Consider the following 16,968-nt stretch of genomic DNA (forward strand, 5'->3'; position numbering starts at 1 on the left):
TTCGCATATGCGCATGTGTCACCGCCGTTTGGGCAGCGCCACCCTCATCAGATCGTGCGCCACGCTCAGCTCCCCCTCGAACCCGGCGGCCCGCGCCTGCCGCTCGAACTCGTCCGGCTCGGTGTAGCGCTGGCTGAAGTGGGTCAGCACAAGATGCCGTACGCCGCAGTCCCGGGCCACGGACGCGGCCTGACCGGCGGTCAGGTGCCCGTGGTCCACGGCGAGTTCGATGTCCTCGTTCAGGAAGGTGGACTCGATGACGAGCATGTCGACGCCCTCCGCGAGGGCGTACACCCCGTCGCACAGCCGCGTGTCCATGATGAACGCGAACCGCTGTCCGCGGCGCAGCTCGCTCACGTCGTCCAGAACGACGCCCCCGAGGACGCCCTCCCGCTGGATCCGCCCGATGTCCGGCCCCTTGATCCCGTGCTCGGCGAGCCGCTCGGGCAGCATGCGGCGCCCGTCGGGCTCGACGAGCCGGTAGCCGTACGACTCGACGGGATGGGAGAGCTTGCGGGCGTCGAGCGTGTACGCGGGAGTGGCGGCCAGCACCGCTCCGTCCCCCTCGACGGGGACCTCGGCGATCTGCACGGTCTCCCGGTACGCCGTCGCGTACCGCAGCCGGTCGAAGAACCGCTTGCCGGAGCGCGGGTAGTGTGCGGTGACGTCGTGCGGGACGCGGTCGAGGTTGATGCGCTGGATGACACCGGCGAGCCCGAGCGAGTGGTCACCGTGGAAGTGGGTGACGCATATGCGGTTCACGTCGTGCGCGGCGACTCCGGCGCGGAGCATCTGGCGCTGGGTGCCCTCGCCGGGGTCGAACAGCAGGCCTTCGCCGTCCCACCGCAGGAGATAGCCGTTGTGGTTGCGGTGCCGGGTCGGGACCTGGCTGGCGGTGCCGAGGACCACCAGTTCACGTTGGGACACGGCTCGTCACCCGGGGGGCCACTGCAGGCCGCGGCCGCCGATGACGTGCGCATGGGCGTGCCAGACGGTCTGTCCGGCGCCGCTGCCGGTGTTGAAGACGATGCGGTAGCTCTCCAGCTTGTCCTCGTCCGCGACGGACTGGGCCTCCCGCAGGACGTCCGCGGCGAGCGCGGGGGCGGCGGTGGCGAGCGAGGCGGCGTCCGGGTAGTGCGGCTTCGGGATCACCAGGACGTGCGTCGGCGCCTGGGGGTTGATGTCCCGGAACGCGACGGTCGTCTCCGTCTCCCTCACGATCGTCGCCGGTACGTGCCCCGCCGCGATCTTGCAGAACAGACAGTCGTCCTGCGGCTCCCCTGCCATACGTCGCCTCCGCTCCGCCACTGTGATCACTACGCGCGCCATCGTATCGACCGGGGTGGGCCCCCGCTCCGCGAATCGGGGGGTCGGTGGGCGGGTGCGGGTGGTGTGTGGTTTCTCGCGCAGCTCCCCGCGCCCCTGAAAAGCGTCCGGGGCTGCGCCCCGTGCTTCTCAGGATGAAGGGCGGGCCGCAGACCCGTTCCCTTCAGGGGCGCGGGGAACTGCGTGATCAGCCCCCACCCACCCGCACCCGCCAAAGAACCGCACCCCCCGAGCTACCAGGCGCTCTCGCCCGGCTCCCGCGGCAGCGTCGGTGCCGTCTTCGCCGGCGTCTCCTCCAGCCCCGCCAACGCGATCCGGATCGCCTCGTCCAGCTGAGGGTCCCGTCCGGCCGCATGATCCTGCGGTGCCTGGACGACCTCGACGTCCGGATCGACGCCGTGGTTCTCGACGCCCCACCCGTACCCCTCCAGCCAGAACGCGTACTTCGGCTGGGTCACCAGCGTCCCGTCGACCAGCCGGTACCGGCTGTCGATCCCGACGACCCCGCCCCAGGTCCGTGTCCCGACGACCGGCCCGATCCCGAGCGCCTTGATCGCCGCGTTCACGATGTCCCCGTCGGACCCGGAGAACTCGTTGGCGACGGCGACGACGGGCCCCCGGGGCGCGTCGTCGGGGTAGCTGGTCGCCCGCATCCCGCGCGGCAGGTCCCAGCCCACGATCCGTCGGGCCAGCTTCTCCACGACGAGCTGCGAGGTGTGTCCGCCCCGGTTCTCCCGGACGTCCACGACGAGCCCTTCCCGGGCGACCTCGATCCGCAGGTCCCGGTGGAGCTGCGCCCAGCCGGATCCGACCATGTCGGGCACGTGCAGATAGCCGAGCCGCCCGCCGGACCGCTCGTGGACGTAGGCCCGCCGATCCGCCACCCACGCGTGGTACCGCAGCGGCTCCTCGTCCGCGATGGGCACCACGACGGCATGGCGCGGATCCCCGCCGCCGGAGGGGAGGACGGTCAGTTCGACCGCCTTGCCCGCCGTGCCGACGAGCAGCGGTCCGGGCCCGGCCACGGGATCGACCGGCTGCCCGCCGACAGCGACGATCGCGTCCCCGGCCCGGACGGCCACGCCGGGCGCGGCGAGCGGCGCGTGCGCGTCGGGGTCGGAGGTCTCCGAAGGCAGGACGCGGTCGATGCGCCAGGTCCCGTCCTCGTGCCGGGAGATGTCCGCGCCGAGGAGTCCCTGCCGCCGGTCGCCGGAGCCTCCGCCGCCGCGCGGGGTGACATAGGCGTGGGACGTGCCCAGCTCACCCTGCACCTCCCACAGCAGGTCGACGAGGTCGTCGTGGGTGGCGACCCGGTCGAGGACGGGCCGGTAGCGGTCGAGGACGGCCTGCCAGTCCACACCACCGAGGTCGGGGCGCCAGAAGTTGTCCCGCATGAGGCGGCCGGTCTCGTCGAACATCTGCCGCCACTCGGCGGCCGGGTCGATGGTCTGGCGTACGCGGCTGAGGTCGACCGTGATGTTGCTGTCGCTCTCGTCGTCGCCGGAGGCCCGCCGGTCGCTGGGGACGACCTTGAGTTTGCCGTCCGTCCACAGCAGCACCCGTTTGCCGTCGCCGCTGACGGCGTAGTGCTCGGCGTCGGAGGCGAGGTACTCCAGGCGCCGCTGGGCGAGGTCGTACCGCTCCAGGGACGTCTTCGGGTCGGGGTCGTCGGGCGTGGCCCGGGAGTGGCCGAGGACGCCGGTGACGGGGTGGCGCAGCCACAGCACGCCATCCTTGGCGGCGCGGAGCGTGGAGTAGCGGGCGGCCTCGACGGGGAAGGGCACGATCCGGTCGGCGAGCCCCTCGAGGTCGATACGGGTGACGGGGGCGCCCTCGCTGTCCGGGATCTCCTCCTTGTCGGGCGCCTCGAACGGCCGGCCGTGGCGCTGCGGCCCGAAGGGCGACGGGGTGGTCGCGGCGAGCGTGATGAGGTGCGGGCGGGCGCCGCTGACGAAGTGCAGGTCGAAGACGTGTTCGTCGTAGACGGGGTCGAAGGCGCGCGCGGACAGGAAGGCCAGGTGCTTGCCGTCGAGGGTGAACGCCGGCGAGAAGTCCTGGAAGCGGAGCGGGGTGGCCTCGGTGACGGACAGGTCGGCGGTGTTGGCGAGCTTGAGCTGGCGCAGCGGACGGGCGCCCGGGTGCGACCAGGCGAGCCAGGCCGAGTCGGGCGAGAAGACGAGCCCGGTCACCTCTCCGTCCTCGCTGCGGTCGACCTCCCGTACCTCGCCCGTCTCCCGCTCGACGAGCAGGACCCGCCCGTCGTGCGCGGCGACGGCGACCCGGCTGCCGTCGGGAGCCACGGCGAGCCCGAGGACCCGGCCCAGCTGCCCGGCGGCGAGCCGGCGCGGTGTGGTGCCCGGTCCGACGCCGGTCGCGGGGGCGAACTCCAGCGCGTCGTCGCCCTCCGCGTCGGTCACCCAGACCACCCATTCCTCGCCCTCCACCCGGAAGGTGCGCGGCAGCCGGGCCCGCACCCCGTGCTCGGCGGCGAGCGCCCGGGCGGGACCGGAGCGGTGGGTGACCCAGTGCACGGAGCCGCGGACGGCGACCGCGCTGCCCCGGGCGGTGTGGTCGGGTGAGGCGGAGCCGAACCAGCGGGAGGCGTTCACCGGGAACGGCTGGAGGTCGACGCGCTGCCCGCCCAGCCGGACGTCGACCCTGCGCGGCTCGGCCCCGTCGAGGTCGTCGAGCAGCCACAGTTCACCGGCGGACGAGTACACGACCCGCGTGCCGTCGGTGGCGGCGTGCCGGGCGTAGAAACCTCCCCCGCTCTCGGCTTCGCCCGAGCGGGAGGTGCCCCCACCCGGGGTGTGCCGCCGCAGGTCGGAGCCGTCCGCGAGCGACGAGTACAGCGCGCCGACGCCCTCGTGGTCGGAGAGGAACGCGATCCGGTCGCCCACCCACAGCGGGTACTCCAGGTTCCCGTCGAGGTCGGCGTGCAGGCGGACGAACTCGCCGTCGCCCTCGCGGTCGATCCACAGTTTGCCCGCCGTGCCGCCCCGGTACCGCTTCCACCAGGCGGCCTCGCGGCCCATCGGCGCGGACAGCAGCACGGTGGCCGGGCCGTACGCGACATGGCCGACCGGCCCGTACGGCAGTGTCGTGGCCGGCCCGCCGTCGAGCGGGACCGCCCGCGCCCAGCTCCGCCGCAGACTGGCCTGTCCCTGGGTGCTGAGTGCGAGGACCCGCCCGTCGGGGGTCCACCCCCGCACCTGTGTGCGCCAACTGCCCCAGTGCGTGAGGCGCTTGGCAGGGCCGCCGTCGATGGGCGCGACATGCACCTCGGGGGCGCCGTCCCTGGCGGAGGTCCACGCGACGAGCGTGCCGTCCGGGGAGATACGCGGATGGTTGACAGGCATGTTGTCCGCGCTGACGCGCCACGCACGACCGCCGTCGAGAGGGGCGACCCAGACGTCGTCCTCGGCGGTGAAGGCGATCAAGTCGCCGTGCAGGTGCGGGAATCGGAGGTACGCAGACTGTACGGCCGGTACGGACTGTGTGGACAGTGCGGTCTGAGTCACCCGGTCACTGTAAGCAGCGTACGGGCATATGGGGAGACGTTTGGATCATGTCACCTCCCCCGAACCCCGCTTGCCCCCTTCGGACCGTACGCCCTCCGGCTACTTCCCTTCCGGCCAGCACTGCGGGTCCTTCTGGCACCAGATGGTCTGGGTGACCGTCACCGTCACCGTGGGACCGGGCTGCTCCGGCTGGTTCGATGTTCCGGGGGTGGGGTCGGGGGCGTTGCAGTTGCCGAGCACGTCGACGTGGAACCGCTGCTTGCCGTCGACCTTGGCGGTCAGGTCACCGCGCACACACTTGCCGTTGACCTCCTTGGTCACCTTTCCGGTGATCGTGATGTCCCGGCCCTTCCTGTCCTCGCCCTTGCAGTCGACGTTCGCCACGGTGTCGACGGAAGCGGAGGGAGAAGCGGACTTCTTCCTGTCGCCGCCGCTGTCACCGCCGCTGTCGCCGTACGAGGCCGTGCAGGTGAGCCACTGGACGTCGACGCCGTGCCGCTCCAGCTCCTTGGTCCCCATCTGGTCCGTGGTGAAGGCGACCGCGCCGGTGTTGATGCCACCCCCCTCGCAGGCAACCAGCGTGACGACAGCCGCGATTCCGAGCCCGGCGCGCGCCCATGTCCGGCGCCCGGCGGACCGATTCACCCTTACTCGCCCCAAAACCCCCATGCACGCCACCCTCCCACCGCGGGCCCCGACCCCGAAAGACCACAAGCAGCCACGCTCCTCCAAGCGGGGGTGTTCCCCGCGCCGCGGCCGATATCCGTCGCGCGCCCAGGAACTCGGGTGCGGGTGCCTTTGGCGGGTGCGGGTGCGTGGGGGCTTGTCGCGCAGTTCCCCGCGCCTGAAAGGTTGGGCCTGCGGCCCGCCCCTTCATGAAAGGCACGGGGCGCAGCCCCGGCCGCTTTTCAGGGGCGCGGGGAACTGCGCGAACAACCCCCAACCACCCGCACCCGCCAAAACCACCCGCACGCCCGAGTTACAAGGCGCCCCTCACGCCCACCGCCCCGTACGCGTCAGCAGCAGCGCCCCCGCCGCCGTACCCGCCGTGGACGTACGCAGAACACTCGGACCCAGCCGGTACGCCCGCGCCCCGGCGTCCCCGAACAGCGCCAACTCCTCCGGTGAGACACCCCCTTCGGGCCCCACGACCAGCACGATCTCCCCCACGGACGGCAGTTCCGCCACAGCCAGCGCCGCGTCACCGCTCTCGTGCAGCACCCCCGCGAAGTCCGCCTCCGCGAGCAGTTGGGCGACCTGCTTGCTCGTCGCCAGTTCCCCGACCTCGGGGAACCGCACCCGTCGCGACTGCTTCCCCGCCTCCCGCGCGGTCGCCCGCCACTTGGCGAGGGCCTTGAACCCCCGCTCCCCCTTCCACTGCGTGATGCACCGCGACGCCGCCCACGGCACGATCGCGTCGATCCCGACCTCGGTCATGGTCTCGACGGCCAGCTCGCCGCGGTCCCCTTTCGGCAACGCCTGTACGACGGTGATCCGGGGCCGCGCGGGCGGCTCCTCGTGCACGGACTCCAGATCCATCACCACGAGCCGGTCCTTGCCCTCGGCCGCTTTGACGATCCCTTCTGCCCATCGCCCCCGCCCGTCGGTGAGGACGACGTCCTCCCCGGGCCGCAGCCGCTTCACGGAGACGGCGTGCCGTCCCTCGGGCCCGTCGAGGACCAGTTCACCGCCGCTGCCGGGCGGCAGCTCCAGCGACTCGACCACGAAGACAGGAGCGGTCATCGGCCCTCACCGCCCGCCGGAGCCCCGGAACCGCCGCCGGCCCCGCCCTCGTCGGAACCGGAAGCGGAAGCCGACGCGGGGGCCTGCCCCGGCCCGGCGGTCCCGATCCCGGCGGAGACGACCGCGGCCTGCGCCGCGGCGATCTCGGCGGCCAGCACCCCGACCAGCTCCCCGGCCGGCAGCTCCCGCGCCATCCGGTGCCCCTGCCCGGCCCACAGCGCCATGCCCTGCGCGTCCTCGGCCTTGGCGGCCGCCTTGCGCAGCGGCGAGGTCAGGTGGTGGACCTCGGGGTAGGCGACGGGCGCGTACGGCCCGTGCTCGCGCATGAAGCGGTTGACCAGCCCCCGGGCCGGGCGCCCGGAGAAGGCGCGGGTCAGCTCCGTGCGGACGAAGAGGGGGTCGGTCAGCGCCCGCTTGTGCACCGGGGCGGCCCCGGACTCGGGCGTGGCGAGGAACGCCGTACCGAGCTGGGCGGCGCTCGCTCCCGCGGTGAGGAGGGCGGCGATCTGGGCGCCGCGCATGATGCCGCCGGCCGCGACGATCGGCAGCGCCACCGCCTCCCGGACCTGGGCGACCAGGGAGAGCAGTCCGATGCCGGCGCAGTCCCGCTCGGGATCGTCCCGGTGGGTGCCCTGGTGGCCGCCGGCCTCGACGCCCTGCACGATCACCGCGTGGGCACCCGACCGCTCCACGGCCTGCGCCTCCTCCACGGAGGTCGCGGTGACGAGGATCAGCGTGCCCTTGCGGGCGAGGGACTCGATGACCTCGGGGGCCGGGCAGCCGAAGTGGAAGGAGACCACCGGCACGGGATCGTCGAGCAGTACGGCGAGCTTGGCCTCGTAGCCGTCGTCCCGTCCACTGTCGGGGTCGCCCAGTTCCGTCTCGTACCAGGAGGCCTCACCGGCCAGTTGCTCCGCGTACACCTCGACGGCGGCCGGCTCCGAGTACTCGGGCTGCGGCATGAACAGGTTCACGCCGAACGGGCGTGAGGTGAGCGCCCGGAGCGCCTTGATCTCCTGGTACATCCCGTCGGCCGTCTTGTACCCGGCGGCCAGGAACCCCAGGCCACCGGCCTCGGACACGGCGGCGGCCAGCGGCGGGACGGAGACACCGCCCGCCATCGGGGCCTGCACGATCGGAAGGGGAAAGAGATCGGTCAGTGCGGAGGAGGACATGGCCGCATGTTTTCACGTCCGCGGACCCTGGCCGAATCGGGTGGGCAGCTGTTCCGGTGCGGGGTGGGGGCCTGCTCGCGTAGTTCTCCGCGCCGCTGAAGGGAGCGGGCCTGCGGCCCGCACCCACCCCGCAGCCGAACGACCACCGTCAACGCCCGTTGAACGCGTCCTTCAGCCGCGAGAACAACCCCTGCTGCCCCGGCTGGAACTGCCCCGTCGGCCGCTCCTCACCCCGCAGCACCGCCAGCTGCCGCAGCAGCTGCTCCTGCTCGGGGTCGAGTTTCGTCGGGGTCTGCACCTCGACGTGGACGATGAGGTCGCCACGGCCTCCGCCGCGCAGATGTGTGACACCGCGCCCGTGCAACGGGATCGACTGGCCGGACTGGGTGCCGGGCCGGATGTCGACCTCCTCCAGACCGTCCAGCGTCTCCAGCGGCACCTTCGTGCCGAGCGCCGCCGCGGTCATGGGGATCGTCACCGTGCAGTGGAGGTCGTCGCCGCGCCGCTGGAAGACGGCGTGCGGCAGCTCGTGGATCTCGACGTAGAGGTCGCCGGCGGGACCGCCGCCGGGGCCCACCTCGCCCTCGCCGGCCAGCTGGATACGCGTGCCGTTGTCGACGCCCGCCGGGATCTTCACGGTCAGCGTCCGCCGCGACCGCACCCGGCCGTCGCCCGCGCACTCGGGGCACGGGTTCGGGACGATCGTGCCGAAGCCCTGGCACTGCGGGCAGGGCCGCGAGGTCATGACCTGGCCCAGGAAGGACCGTGTGACCTGCGAGACCTCACCGCGGCCGCGGCACATGTCACAGGTCTGCGCGCTCGTGCCGGGGGCCGCGCCCTCGCCGCTGCAGGTGCCGCACACCACGGCCGTGTCGACCTGGATGTCCTTCGTCGTGCCGAAGGCGGCCTCGTCGAGGTCGACCTCCAGCCGGATCATCGCGTCCTGGCCGCGGCGCGTACGCGACCGGGGGCCGCGCTGGGACGCCGTACCGAAGAAGGCGTCCATGATGTCCGAGAAGTTCCCGAAGCCACCGGCGCCGAAGCCGCCCGCGCCGCCGCCGCCCGACTGGGACAGCGGGTCACCGCCGAGGTCGTAGACCTGCTTCTTCTGCGGGTCCGAGAGAACCTCGTACGCCGCGTTGATCTCCTTGAACCGCTCCTGCGTCTTCGGATCGGGGTTGACGTCCGGGTGCAGCTCGCGAGCGAGCCTGCGGAACGCCTTCTTGATCTCGTCCTGGGACGCGTCGCGGCGCACGCCGAGTACGGCGTAGTAGTCCGTGGCCACTTAAGACTCCGCCAGGATCTGTCCGACGTACCGTGCCACCGCTCGTACCGCTCCCATCGTTCCCGGATAGTCCATGCGCGTAGGTCCGACCACGCCCAGTTTCGCGACTGCCTCGCCGCCCGAACCGTAGCCGACCGAGACGACGGACGTGGAGTTGAGTCCCTCATACGCGTTCTCGTGACCGATGCGGACGGTCATGCCCGAATCCCCTGCCTCCCCCAGCAACTTGAGGAGGACGACCTGTTCCTCCAGGGCTTCGAGGACAGGTCGGATCGTGAGGGGGAAGTCATGTCCGAAGCGGGTCAGATTGGCGGTGCCGCCGATCATCAGCCGCTCCTCGTTCTCCTCGACCAGGGTCTCCAGCAGGGTGGAGAGCACCGTCGAGACGGTACCCCGGTCCTCGACGTCGAACGCCTCCGGCAGGTCCTCGACCAGCCGGGGCACGTCGGTGAACCGGCGGCCCGCGACCCGGCTGTTGAGCCGGGCCCGCAGATCCGCGAGAGACGTTTCTCCGAACGGCGCCGGGCAGTCGACCATCCGCTGCTCCACCCGGCCGGTGTCCGTGATCAGCACGAGCATCAGCCTGGCGGGGGCCAGCGACAGCAGCTCCACGTGCCGCACCGTCGAGCGGGTCAGCGACGGGTACTGCACGACGGCGACCTGCCGGGTCAGCTGGGCGAGCAGCCGTACGGTCCGCGCGACCACGTCGTCCAGGTCGACGGCGCCGTCCAGGAAGTTCTGGATGGCACGCCGCTCGGGCGCGGTCATCGGCTTGACGCCGGCCAGCTTGTCGACGAAGAGCCGGTACCCCTTGTCGGTGGGGATGCGGCCCGCGCTGGTGTGAGGCTGGGCGATGTAGCCCTCGTCCTCCAGCGCCGCCATGTCATTGCGGACCGTCGCCGGGGACACGCCGAGGTTGTGCCGCTCGGTGAGGGCCTTCGACCCCACCGGCTCCTCGGTGCCCACATAGTCCTGGACGATGGCGCGCAGCACCTGGAGCCTGCGTTCACTGAGCATTCGCGCACACCTCCAGCTCGTCTCCCGCGCGACTTCCCCCTTGGCACTCACCGCGGGCGAGTGCCAACACTCCCCGCCCAGTGTACGGCGGTGGGGTACGCCCCGGGCAAGGCCGGTCCAGCCATGTCATGCCGAGGTGTACCGACCTGTCCGGCGATGTCGCACCGCGTTCTACCGACGGGTACGGGCGGTCGAGGGGCCGCCGGCACCGGCGGAGGGTGATGAGGAACACGGATGCCGGGGCCGGGGGAACGCCGCGGGTGCCGCGGGCGCCAGGGGGCCTTCACCCGCTTCCGGGGACTAGCTTCGGGTCATGACGGTGACTTGGGAAGAGTGCGGGTGGGAGGGTCTGGCGCCACGGGTCGGACGGTGCCGCCTCCCCGGCTGGGACTGCACGGTCGGGCTGGTGATCGGGGACGGCGCGGCCCTGATGATCGACGCGGGTGCGAGCCTGGGGGAGGGCGCCCGGTTGCGCGGCCAGGCGCGTGAGCTGCTCGGCGGCACCCGTGTGACACATCTCGCGCTCACCCATTCCCACTTCGACCATGTCTTCGGGGCGTCCGCGTTCGCCGGGGTGGAGGTCTTCGGCGCGGTGGGCCTGGACGGCGTGCTGGCCTGCGAGCGGGACGAGCTGCGCGCCGACGCCGTCCGTCACGGGCTCGCCCCTCAGGACGCCGCCGAGGCCGCTGACCTCCTCGTACGGCCCCGCCACCACGTCTCGGGCGAGTGGACCCTGGACCTGGGCGGCCTCCAGGTGCTGCTGGCGAACGTGGGGCCTGGGCACACGCCCCACGACCTGGCGGTCCTGGTGCCCGGCTCGTCCGCCGCTCCCGAGATCGTCTTCTGCGGGGACCTGGTGGAGGAGTCCGGCGAGCCCCAGGCCGGTCCCGACGCGGTCCCGTCCCACTGGCCGGCCGCCCTGGACCGGCTCCTGGAGCTGGGCGGCGAGGACGCGCTGTACGTGCCCGGTCACGGGGCGGTGGTCGACGCGGCGTTCGTGCGGGCCCAGCGCGAGGCACTCGCACGCCGCTTCGGCGTGTCGGACTGAGCACGGGGGATTCCGGGCGCGGGTTCTCCTATCGTCATCCGAATGCGCCAGTACTCTCCGGATCTGACCCCACCGTGGAAGAAGCCCAAGCCGGTTCCCGAGGTCCCGGCCGACCCGGGCCTGGTGGTCGAGGAGGCCGACGGCGGTTTCTGCGGCGCGGTGATCCGCTGCGAGGCGGGCACGGTGACCCTGGAGGACCGCCTCGGCAGGCACCGGGTGTTCCCGCTGGAGCCTCGGGGGTTCCTGCTGGAGGGGCAGGTGGTGACGCTGGTGCGTCCCTCGTCCACCGCTCCGCCCCGCCCGACCCGTACGGCGTCCGGCTCGGTCGCCGTCCCCGGCGCCCGCGCGCGGGTGGCCCGGGCCGGCCGCATCTACGTGGAGGGCCGTCACGACGCCGAGCTCGTCGAGAAGGTCTGGGGTGACGACCTGCGGATCGAGGGCGTGGTGGTGGAGTACCTGGAGGGTGTGGACGACCTTCCGGCGATCGTCGCGGACTTCGCCCCCGGCCCGGACGCGAGACTGGGCGTCCTGGTCGACCACCTGGTCCCCGGCAGCAAGGAGTCCCGCATCGCCGCGTCCGTGACCGGCGAACACGCCCTGGTCGTGGGCCACCCGTACATCGACATCTGGGAGGCGGTGAAACCGTCGTCCCTGGGTATCGAGGCCTGGCCGCGGGTGCCGCGCGGCCAGGACTGGAAGACAGGGGTGTGCCGGGCGCTGGGATGGCCGGAAAACACCGGTGCGGCGTGGCAGCGGATCCTGGGGAGCGTCCGGTCCTACAAGGATCTCGAGCCGGCGCTGCTGGGGCGGGTGGAGGAACTGATCGACTTCGTCACGGACGGCGACGGATAGCCGTTCAGTCCACGAGGTCCCGGACGACCGCGTCGGCGAGGAGACGGCCCCTCAGGGTCAGCACCGCGCGTCCCTCGTCGTACGGCTGCTGCGCCAGCAGCCCGTCCGTGAGCGCCCGGTCCGCTGCCGCGAGCCCCTCCTTCCGCAACAGGTCCAGCGGCACGCCCTCCCGCAGCCTCAGCTCCAGCAGGATCCGCTCCACCCGGCGGTCCTCCTCCGACAGCAGTTCACGCCCCGCTCCCGGCGACCTCCCGGCCGCCAGCGCCGCCGCGTACGCCCCGGGATGCTTGACGTTCCACCACCGCACGCCCCCGACATGGCTGTGCGCGCCCGGACCCGCGCCCCACCAGTCGGCGCCCCGCCAGTAGAGCTCGTTGTGGAGACACCGGCCGGCCTCCGAGGTCGCCCAGTTGGAGACCTCGTACCAGTCGAAGCCGGCGGCCGAGAGCATCTCCTCGGCGATCAGATAGCGGTCGGCGTGCACGTCGTCGTCCGTCATCGGGACCTCGCCCCGGCGGATCCGCCGCGCGAGCTGGGTACCCTCCTCGACGATCAGCGCGTACGCCGAGACGTGGTCCGGTCCGGCACCGAGCGCCGCGTCCAGGGAGGCCCGCCAGTCGTCGTCGGACTCCCCCGGCGTGCCGTAGATCAGGTCCAGGTTGACGTGCTCGAAGCCCGCCGCGCGCGCTTCCGCGACGCACGCCTCGGGGCGCCCCGGCGTGTGCGTCCGGTCGAGAATCCTCAGGACGTGCTGCCGGGCGCTCTGCATCCCGAAGGAGACACGGTTGAAGCCGCCGGCCCGCAGGGTCGCCAGGTACGCGGGGTCCACGGACTCCGGGTTCGCCTCCGTCGTCACCTCGGCGCCGTCCGCGAGCCCGAATTCGTCCCGGATCGCCCCCAGCATCCGTACGAGATCACCGGCGGCGAGCAGCGTGGGGGTACCGCCGCCGACGAAGACGGTGCGGACGGGCCGCGGGTCGTCGCCGAGAACCTTGCGGGCGAGGCGGATCTCGTCGACGACGGTGTCCGCGTAGTTGTCACGGGAGGCCAGCACCCCGCCCGTGCCGCGCAGCTCGGTCGCGGTGTAGGTGTTGAAGTCGCAGTACCCGCAGCGGGTCGCGCAGTACGGGACGTGCAGATAGAACCCGAGGGGCCGCTCGGCCGCCCCGGCCAGGGCGGGCGCGGGCAGCGCCCCGTCGTCGGGGACGGGCTCACCGTCGGGAAGTGCGGAAGGCATGCCTTCCATTGTCCAGCACCGGCGCGCCGCCCCGGACGGCTGCCGTCCCGGACAGCCGCGTTCCCCGTCGGCCGCCGGCCCCGTACGGCCGCTTTCCCCCGACGGCCGTCTTCTGGCTACGGCCGTCTTCTGGCTACGGCCCTCTTCTGGCTACGTCCTTCTTCTCTCTTCGGCCGCTGTCCCGGCACGGCGCCACTGCGCCTGCAGAACCAGCAGCGCCAGGTCGTCCTCCGGAGCCCCCGGCCCGAACTCGTGCACGAGCCGACGGATCCGTTCGGCGATCAGCTGGGCGTTGAGGCCGGCGCAGCCGGCCAGCGCGCTCGCGAGACCGTCGCCGTCGTCGAACATGACGGCGCCGCTGCGCCGCTCGGTCACCCCGTCGGTCACACACAGCAGTGTGTCGCCGGGGCGCAGCTCGAACGTCTCGGAGACGTACTCCGCGTCCTCGATCACACCGAGCAGGGTCTGCGGCTCGGCCACGGTCCGTACGTCGCCCTCGGGACCGAGAAGGAGCGGCAGCGGATGCCCGGCAGAGGCGAGGGTGCAGCGCACGCCGTCAGCGAAGGGGACGAGTTCGCCGTAGAGGAGGGAGAGGAAGCGGGTCTGGGAGGCCTCGGGGTCGACGAGGGCCGGGTCGCCCGCCGTGACCAGGGCCCGCGCGGCGGCGTCGGCCGTTTCGGTCGCGTCGTCGAGCAGAAGCTGGTTGAGGCGGTCGAGTACGTCGGCGACGCCGTAGCCCTCGCGGGCGAGCAGCCGCAGCCAGGGCCGGGCGAGGCCGATGACGACGGCGGCCTCGGGGCCCTTGCCCTGGACGTCGCCGAGCGCGAAGCACCAGCGGCCCCGGCCCGCCGGGAACAGGTCGTAGAAGTCGCCGCTCGGTCCGCCCTTGTCGCGCGGCTCGTACACGAGGGCGCTGGTCAGTCCGGGGATCTCGGCGACCGCGCCGGGCAGCAGACCGCGCTGCAGGACGCGGCTGATCGTGGCCTGGCGGGCGTACTGCCGGGCCGCGCCGATCGCCAGCGCGATCCGGCGGCTGAGGTCCTCGACGAGCCCGGTCAGTTCGTCCGGGAAGCGGAGCAGTCCGGCGCGGCCGATCACGAGTGTGCCGAGTGGCCGCCCACCGGCGATCAGGCGGTACGCGAGTGCCGCCCCGCCCTCACCGCCGTCTCCGGGCTCGCCCCTGCCGCGGCCCTCGGCCGGCCCCGGCCCCCCGGCCCGAGTCGCGGTCGCGGGAGGTGCCGGAGCCGCCGGTGCCCCTGCCGCGCCCGTTTCCGCCACCGCCCCCGGCTGCCCCATCCGGGGCCACGGCACCGGCACGGCCCGTGACCGCACCGATTCGGGCAGCCTGGGCGGGTCCTTCTCCAGGGCCCTGCGGAGGTCCTCGATGCGGTTCTCGCTGCCGTGCCAGACCCGGGCGAGCCGCGGCGCGGGGCCGGGGAAGCCGTCGGAGGCGCGCCAGCCGAGGGTCTCGTCCTCCAGCCACACCGCGCACCAGTCGGCCAGCCGGGGTACGAGGAGCTGTCCGGCGAGCGCGGCGACCAGGTCCTCGTCGAGCTGCCCGGCGAGCAGATCGGACGCCTCGGCGAGGAAGGAGAGGGCGCCCCTGTTCAGCCACTCCCGGTCCCCCTCCACACCGCGCCGCGGCACCGGCGCGAAGAGATCGGCCGGCCCCTCGTCGACGGGGCCTGTGGGGCCGCCGGAGCTGGTCGGGCCGGCCGGACCGACGGGCTCGACCGGGCCGACCGGGCCGACCGCACCGAGGGAGCCGACGGGGCCGGCCGGGTCCAGCCCATCGCCCAAGATGCCTGCGTCGCCCGTGACTCCCGTGGCGCCTCCGAGGCACGCCGCACCTCCGAGCCCCTCGCCCCCGCCCGGTCCGTCGACCGCGTGGCCCCGCCCGTCTCCGGGTCCCGGCCCGCCTGCGTAGGCCCGCGCGTCACCTCCTCCGGCCCCGGCGCCCGCGTCCTGCCGTCCCGAGACACCGGCGTACGCCCCCACCGCCCCCGGCTCCCTCTCTGCGCCCCCGTAGCCCCCGATTCCCCCGGCCCCCTCGTCCACCGCCAGCGCCCCGTCCACCGACAGCCGCGCCCAGACGGTCTTCACGCCGGTCCGGTAGGTGATGCCCCACGCCTCGGAGACCGCCGCGACGAGCCGCAGCCCCCGCCCGTATTCGGCGGCACCGTAAGGACGTTCGACGAGGTACGGGCGTGCGGCGCCCTCGTCGCGTACCACGCGGGAGGGATGGTGGTCGGAGACCTCGACGACCAGCCAGCCGGAGGCGGTGTGGTCGTCACGGTCGTAGCGGCACAGCAGTTCGACGTCGGTACCGGCGTGGATGACCGCGTTGGTGACCAGCTCACTGACCACGACGAGCATGTCCTCGACGAGCCGACCGCTGAACGAGTCGGCGCCCGGGAGTTCGAGATCCGCCCACTCCCCGAGCGCGCTGCCGACGAAGCGCCGGGCGGCTCCGGGCGCGAGCGGGCCCCCGGGCAGCGACAGCCGCGCCACCGCGCGCCGGTCGGCTCCGGCGCGTGCGGACCCGACGTAGGCCGCGCCGGCGTGGGCACCCGGCGCGCTCCCGTCCTCCGGACGCGCGGGCGCATCAGGAGAACGCGGCCCGGTCTCCCGTTGCGTCGGAATGGCCCCCACTGAGCGGCTCCCTGAGAAGTTCGGACGAATAGGCCTCAGGCGGCACGGCCAGAGTGACAGACTGGCCACGCTCATAAGCGCCGAGTTACCGAAGTGGGCAACCATGAGTGAGAACAGTGCTACGCGGGCGCTCGAAGACGGTCAAAAAGACAGCGGAACGGACGGACTGATCCGGGTGTCCGACTTGCGTGCGCTCACCGCGGCCATGACGGCGGCGCGCGACGGCACCTTCATCAAAGCCCCGGAGACGGGTCCAGCACCGGTCGCGGAGCTGTGCGCCCTCTTCAACCAGATCATCGACCGCAGTACGCACTTCGGCAGCGAAGTGCAGCGGGTGCGGCGGGAGTTGGTGCGGCACGGCCGACTGGACGAACGGCTCTCCGCCAGCCCCGGCCAGGGCGCCTGGGCGACCCGCGTCGACGATGTGAACCAGACGCTCGACGCGCTGGTGGCCCCCGCGGCGAACGCCACGCGTGTACTGGACGCGGTGGCCGGCGGAGATCTGACCCAGCGCGTCGACCTGCACGACGGCAACCGTCAACTGCGCGGGGACTTACGGCGCCTGGGCCGCGCGGTGAACAAGATGGTGGACCAGCTGTCGCTGTTCACCGGCGAGGTGACCCGGGTGGCCCGCGAGGTCGGCACCGAGGGACGGCTCGGCGGCCGGGCCAAGGTGCGTGGTCTGTCCGGGAGCTGGCGGGACGTGACCGAGGCGGTCAACACGATGGCCTCCCGGCTGACCGCGCAGGTGCGCGACATCGCCCTGGTGACCACCTCCGTCGCGCGCGGAGACCTCACCCGCACGGTGACCGTCGAGGCGACCGGCGAGTTGCTCGAACTGAAGCTCACCGTGAACACCATGGTCGACCAGCTGTCCGCCTTCGCCGACGAGGTGACGAGGGTGGCCCGCGAGGTCGGCACCGAGGGTCAGCTCGGCGGCCGGGCCCAGGTCAGAGGCGTCTCCGGAGTCTGGAAGGACCTCACCGACAACGTCAACTTCATGGCGTCGAACCTGACCTCCCAGGTCCGCAACATCGCCCAGGTGACCACCGCCGTCGCCAACGGCGATCTCAGCCAGAAGATCACGGTCGACGCCCAGGGCGAGATCCTGG

The 16,968-nt window shown here is 72.9% G+C and carries 13 protein-coding genes; 3 read left to right on the plus strand and 10 right to left on the minus strand.

Annotation, left to right across the window (positions count from 1 at the left end; all coding sequences use genetic code 11):
• Window positions 1-18: 18 nt before the first annotated feature.
• The 8 genes from ACZ43N_RS32305 to hrcA all read right to left on the minus strand — a co-directional run bounded on the left by ACZ43N_RS32305 (window position 19) and on the right by hrcA (window position 10,067).
• Window positions 19-927: a ribonuclease Z gene (locus tag ACZ43N_RS32305; RefSeq protein WP_468102598.1), complete on the minus strand. Its 909-nt coding sequence runs from the start codon at window positions 925-927 to the stop codon at window positions 19-21.
• Window positions 928-933: 6 nt separating this feature from the next.
• Window positions 934-1,287, minus strand: a complete 354-nt coding sequence (locus tag ACZ43N_RS32310; protein WP_468102599.1) for a histidine triad nucleotide-binding protein — start codon at window positions 1,285-1,287, stop codon at window positions 934-936.
• A 272-nt stretch (window positions 1,288-1,559) separates the two neighbouring features.
• Window positions 1,560-4,847 (minus strand): S41 family peptidase, encoded by a 3,288-nt coding sequence (locus ACZ43N_RS32315; protein WP_468102600.1) that lies wholly within the window; start codon window positions 4,845-4,847, stop codon window positions 1,560-1,562.
• 99 nt (window positions 4,848-4,946) lie between these two features.
• Window positions 4,947-5,516 (minus strand): hypothetical protein, encoded by a 570-nt coding sequence (locus tag ACZ43N_RS32320; RefSeq protein ID WP_468102601.1) that lies wholly within the window; start codon window positions 5,514-5,516, stop codon window positions 4,947-4,949.
• A gap of 324 nt (window positions 5,517-5,840) precedes the next feature.
• Window positions 5,841-6,590: a 16S rRNA (uracil(1498)-N(3))-methyltransferase gene (locus ACZ43N_RS32325; RefSeq protein ID WP_468102602.1), complete on the minus strand. Its 750-nt coding sequence runs from the start codon at window positions 6,588-6,590 to the stop codon at window positions 5,841-5,843.
• Window positions 6,587-7,765 (minus strand): nitronate monooxygenase, encoded by a 1,179-nt coding sequence (locus ACZ43N_RS32330; protein ID WP_468102603.1) that lies wholly within the window; start codon window positions 7,763-7,765, stop codon window positions 6,587-6,589. Before ACZ43N_RS32330 ends, ACZ43N_RS32325 begins: the two co-directional genes overlap by 4 nt.
• A gap of 148 nt (window positions 7,766-7,913) precedes the next feature.
• The gene (gene dnaJ, locus ACZ43N_RS32335) at window positions 7,914-9,050 is read right to left on the minus strand and encodes a molecular chaperone DnaJ (RefSeq protein ID WP_468102604.1); all 1,137 of its coding nucleotides are present in this window, start codon (window positions 9,048-9,050) and stop codon (window positions 7,914-7,916) included.
• Window positions 9,051-10,067 (minus strand): heat-inducible transcriptional repressor HrcA, encoded by a 1,017-nt coding sequence (gene hrcA, locus ACZ43N_RS32340; protein WP_055543005.1) that lies wholly within the window; start codon window positions 10,065-10,067, stop codon window positions 9,051-9,053.
• A gap of 313 nt (window positions 10,068-10,380) precedes the next feature.
• Here hrcA and ACZ43N_RS32345 point away from each other — a divergent pair, with 313 nt between their 5' ends.
• Together ACZ43N_RS32345 and ACZ43N_RS32350 are read left to right on the plus strand one after the other, a co-directional pair.
• Window positions 10,381-11,115, plus strand: coding sequence for an MBL fold metallo-hydrolase (locus ACZ43N_RS32345; RefSeq protein ID WP_468102605.1), 735 nt, complete (start codon window positions 10,381-10,383; stop codon window positions 11,113-11,115).
• A gap of 42 nt (window positions 11,116-11,157) precedes the next feature.
• Complete coding sequence (locus ACZ43N_RS32350) at window positions 11,158-11,967, plus strand: DUF3097 domain-containing protein (RefSeq protein WP_468102606.1); 810 nt, start codon at window positions 11,158-11,160, stop codon at window positions 11,965-11,967.
• 4 nt (window positions 11,968-11,971) lie between these two features.
• Here ACZ43N_RS32350 and hemW read toward each other — a convergent pair whose 3' ends face one another.
• Window positions 11,972-13,204, minus strand: a complete 1,233-nt coding sequence (hemW, locus tag ACZ43N_RS32355; protein ID WP_468102607.1) for a radical SAM family heme chaperone HemW — start codon at window positions 13,202-13,204, stop codon at window positions 11,972-11,974.
• A 150-nt stretch (window positions 13,205-13,354) separates the two neighbouring features.
• The gene (locus ACZ43N_RS32360) at window positions 13,355-15,856 is read right to left on the minus strand and encodes a SpoIIE family protein phosphatase (protein WP_468102608.1); all 2,502 of its coding nucleotides are present in this window, start codon (window positions 15,854-15,856) and stop codon (window positions 13,355-13,357) included.
• 103 nt (window positions 15,857-15,959) lie between these two features.
• Here ACZ43N_RS32360 and ACZ43N_RS32365 point away from each other — a divergent pair.
• The coding region (locus tag ACZ43N_RS32365; protein WP_468102609.1) for a HAMP domain-containing protein at window positions 15,960-16,968 on the plus strand (1,009 nt) is incomplete at its 3' end.

The sequence above is a fragment of the Streptomyces sp. NPDC030814 genome (assembly GCF_055572155.1).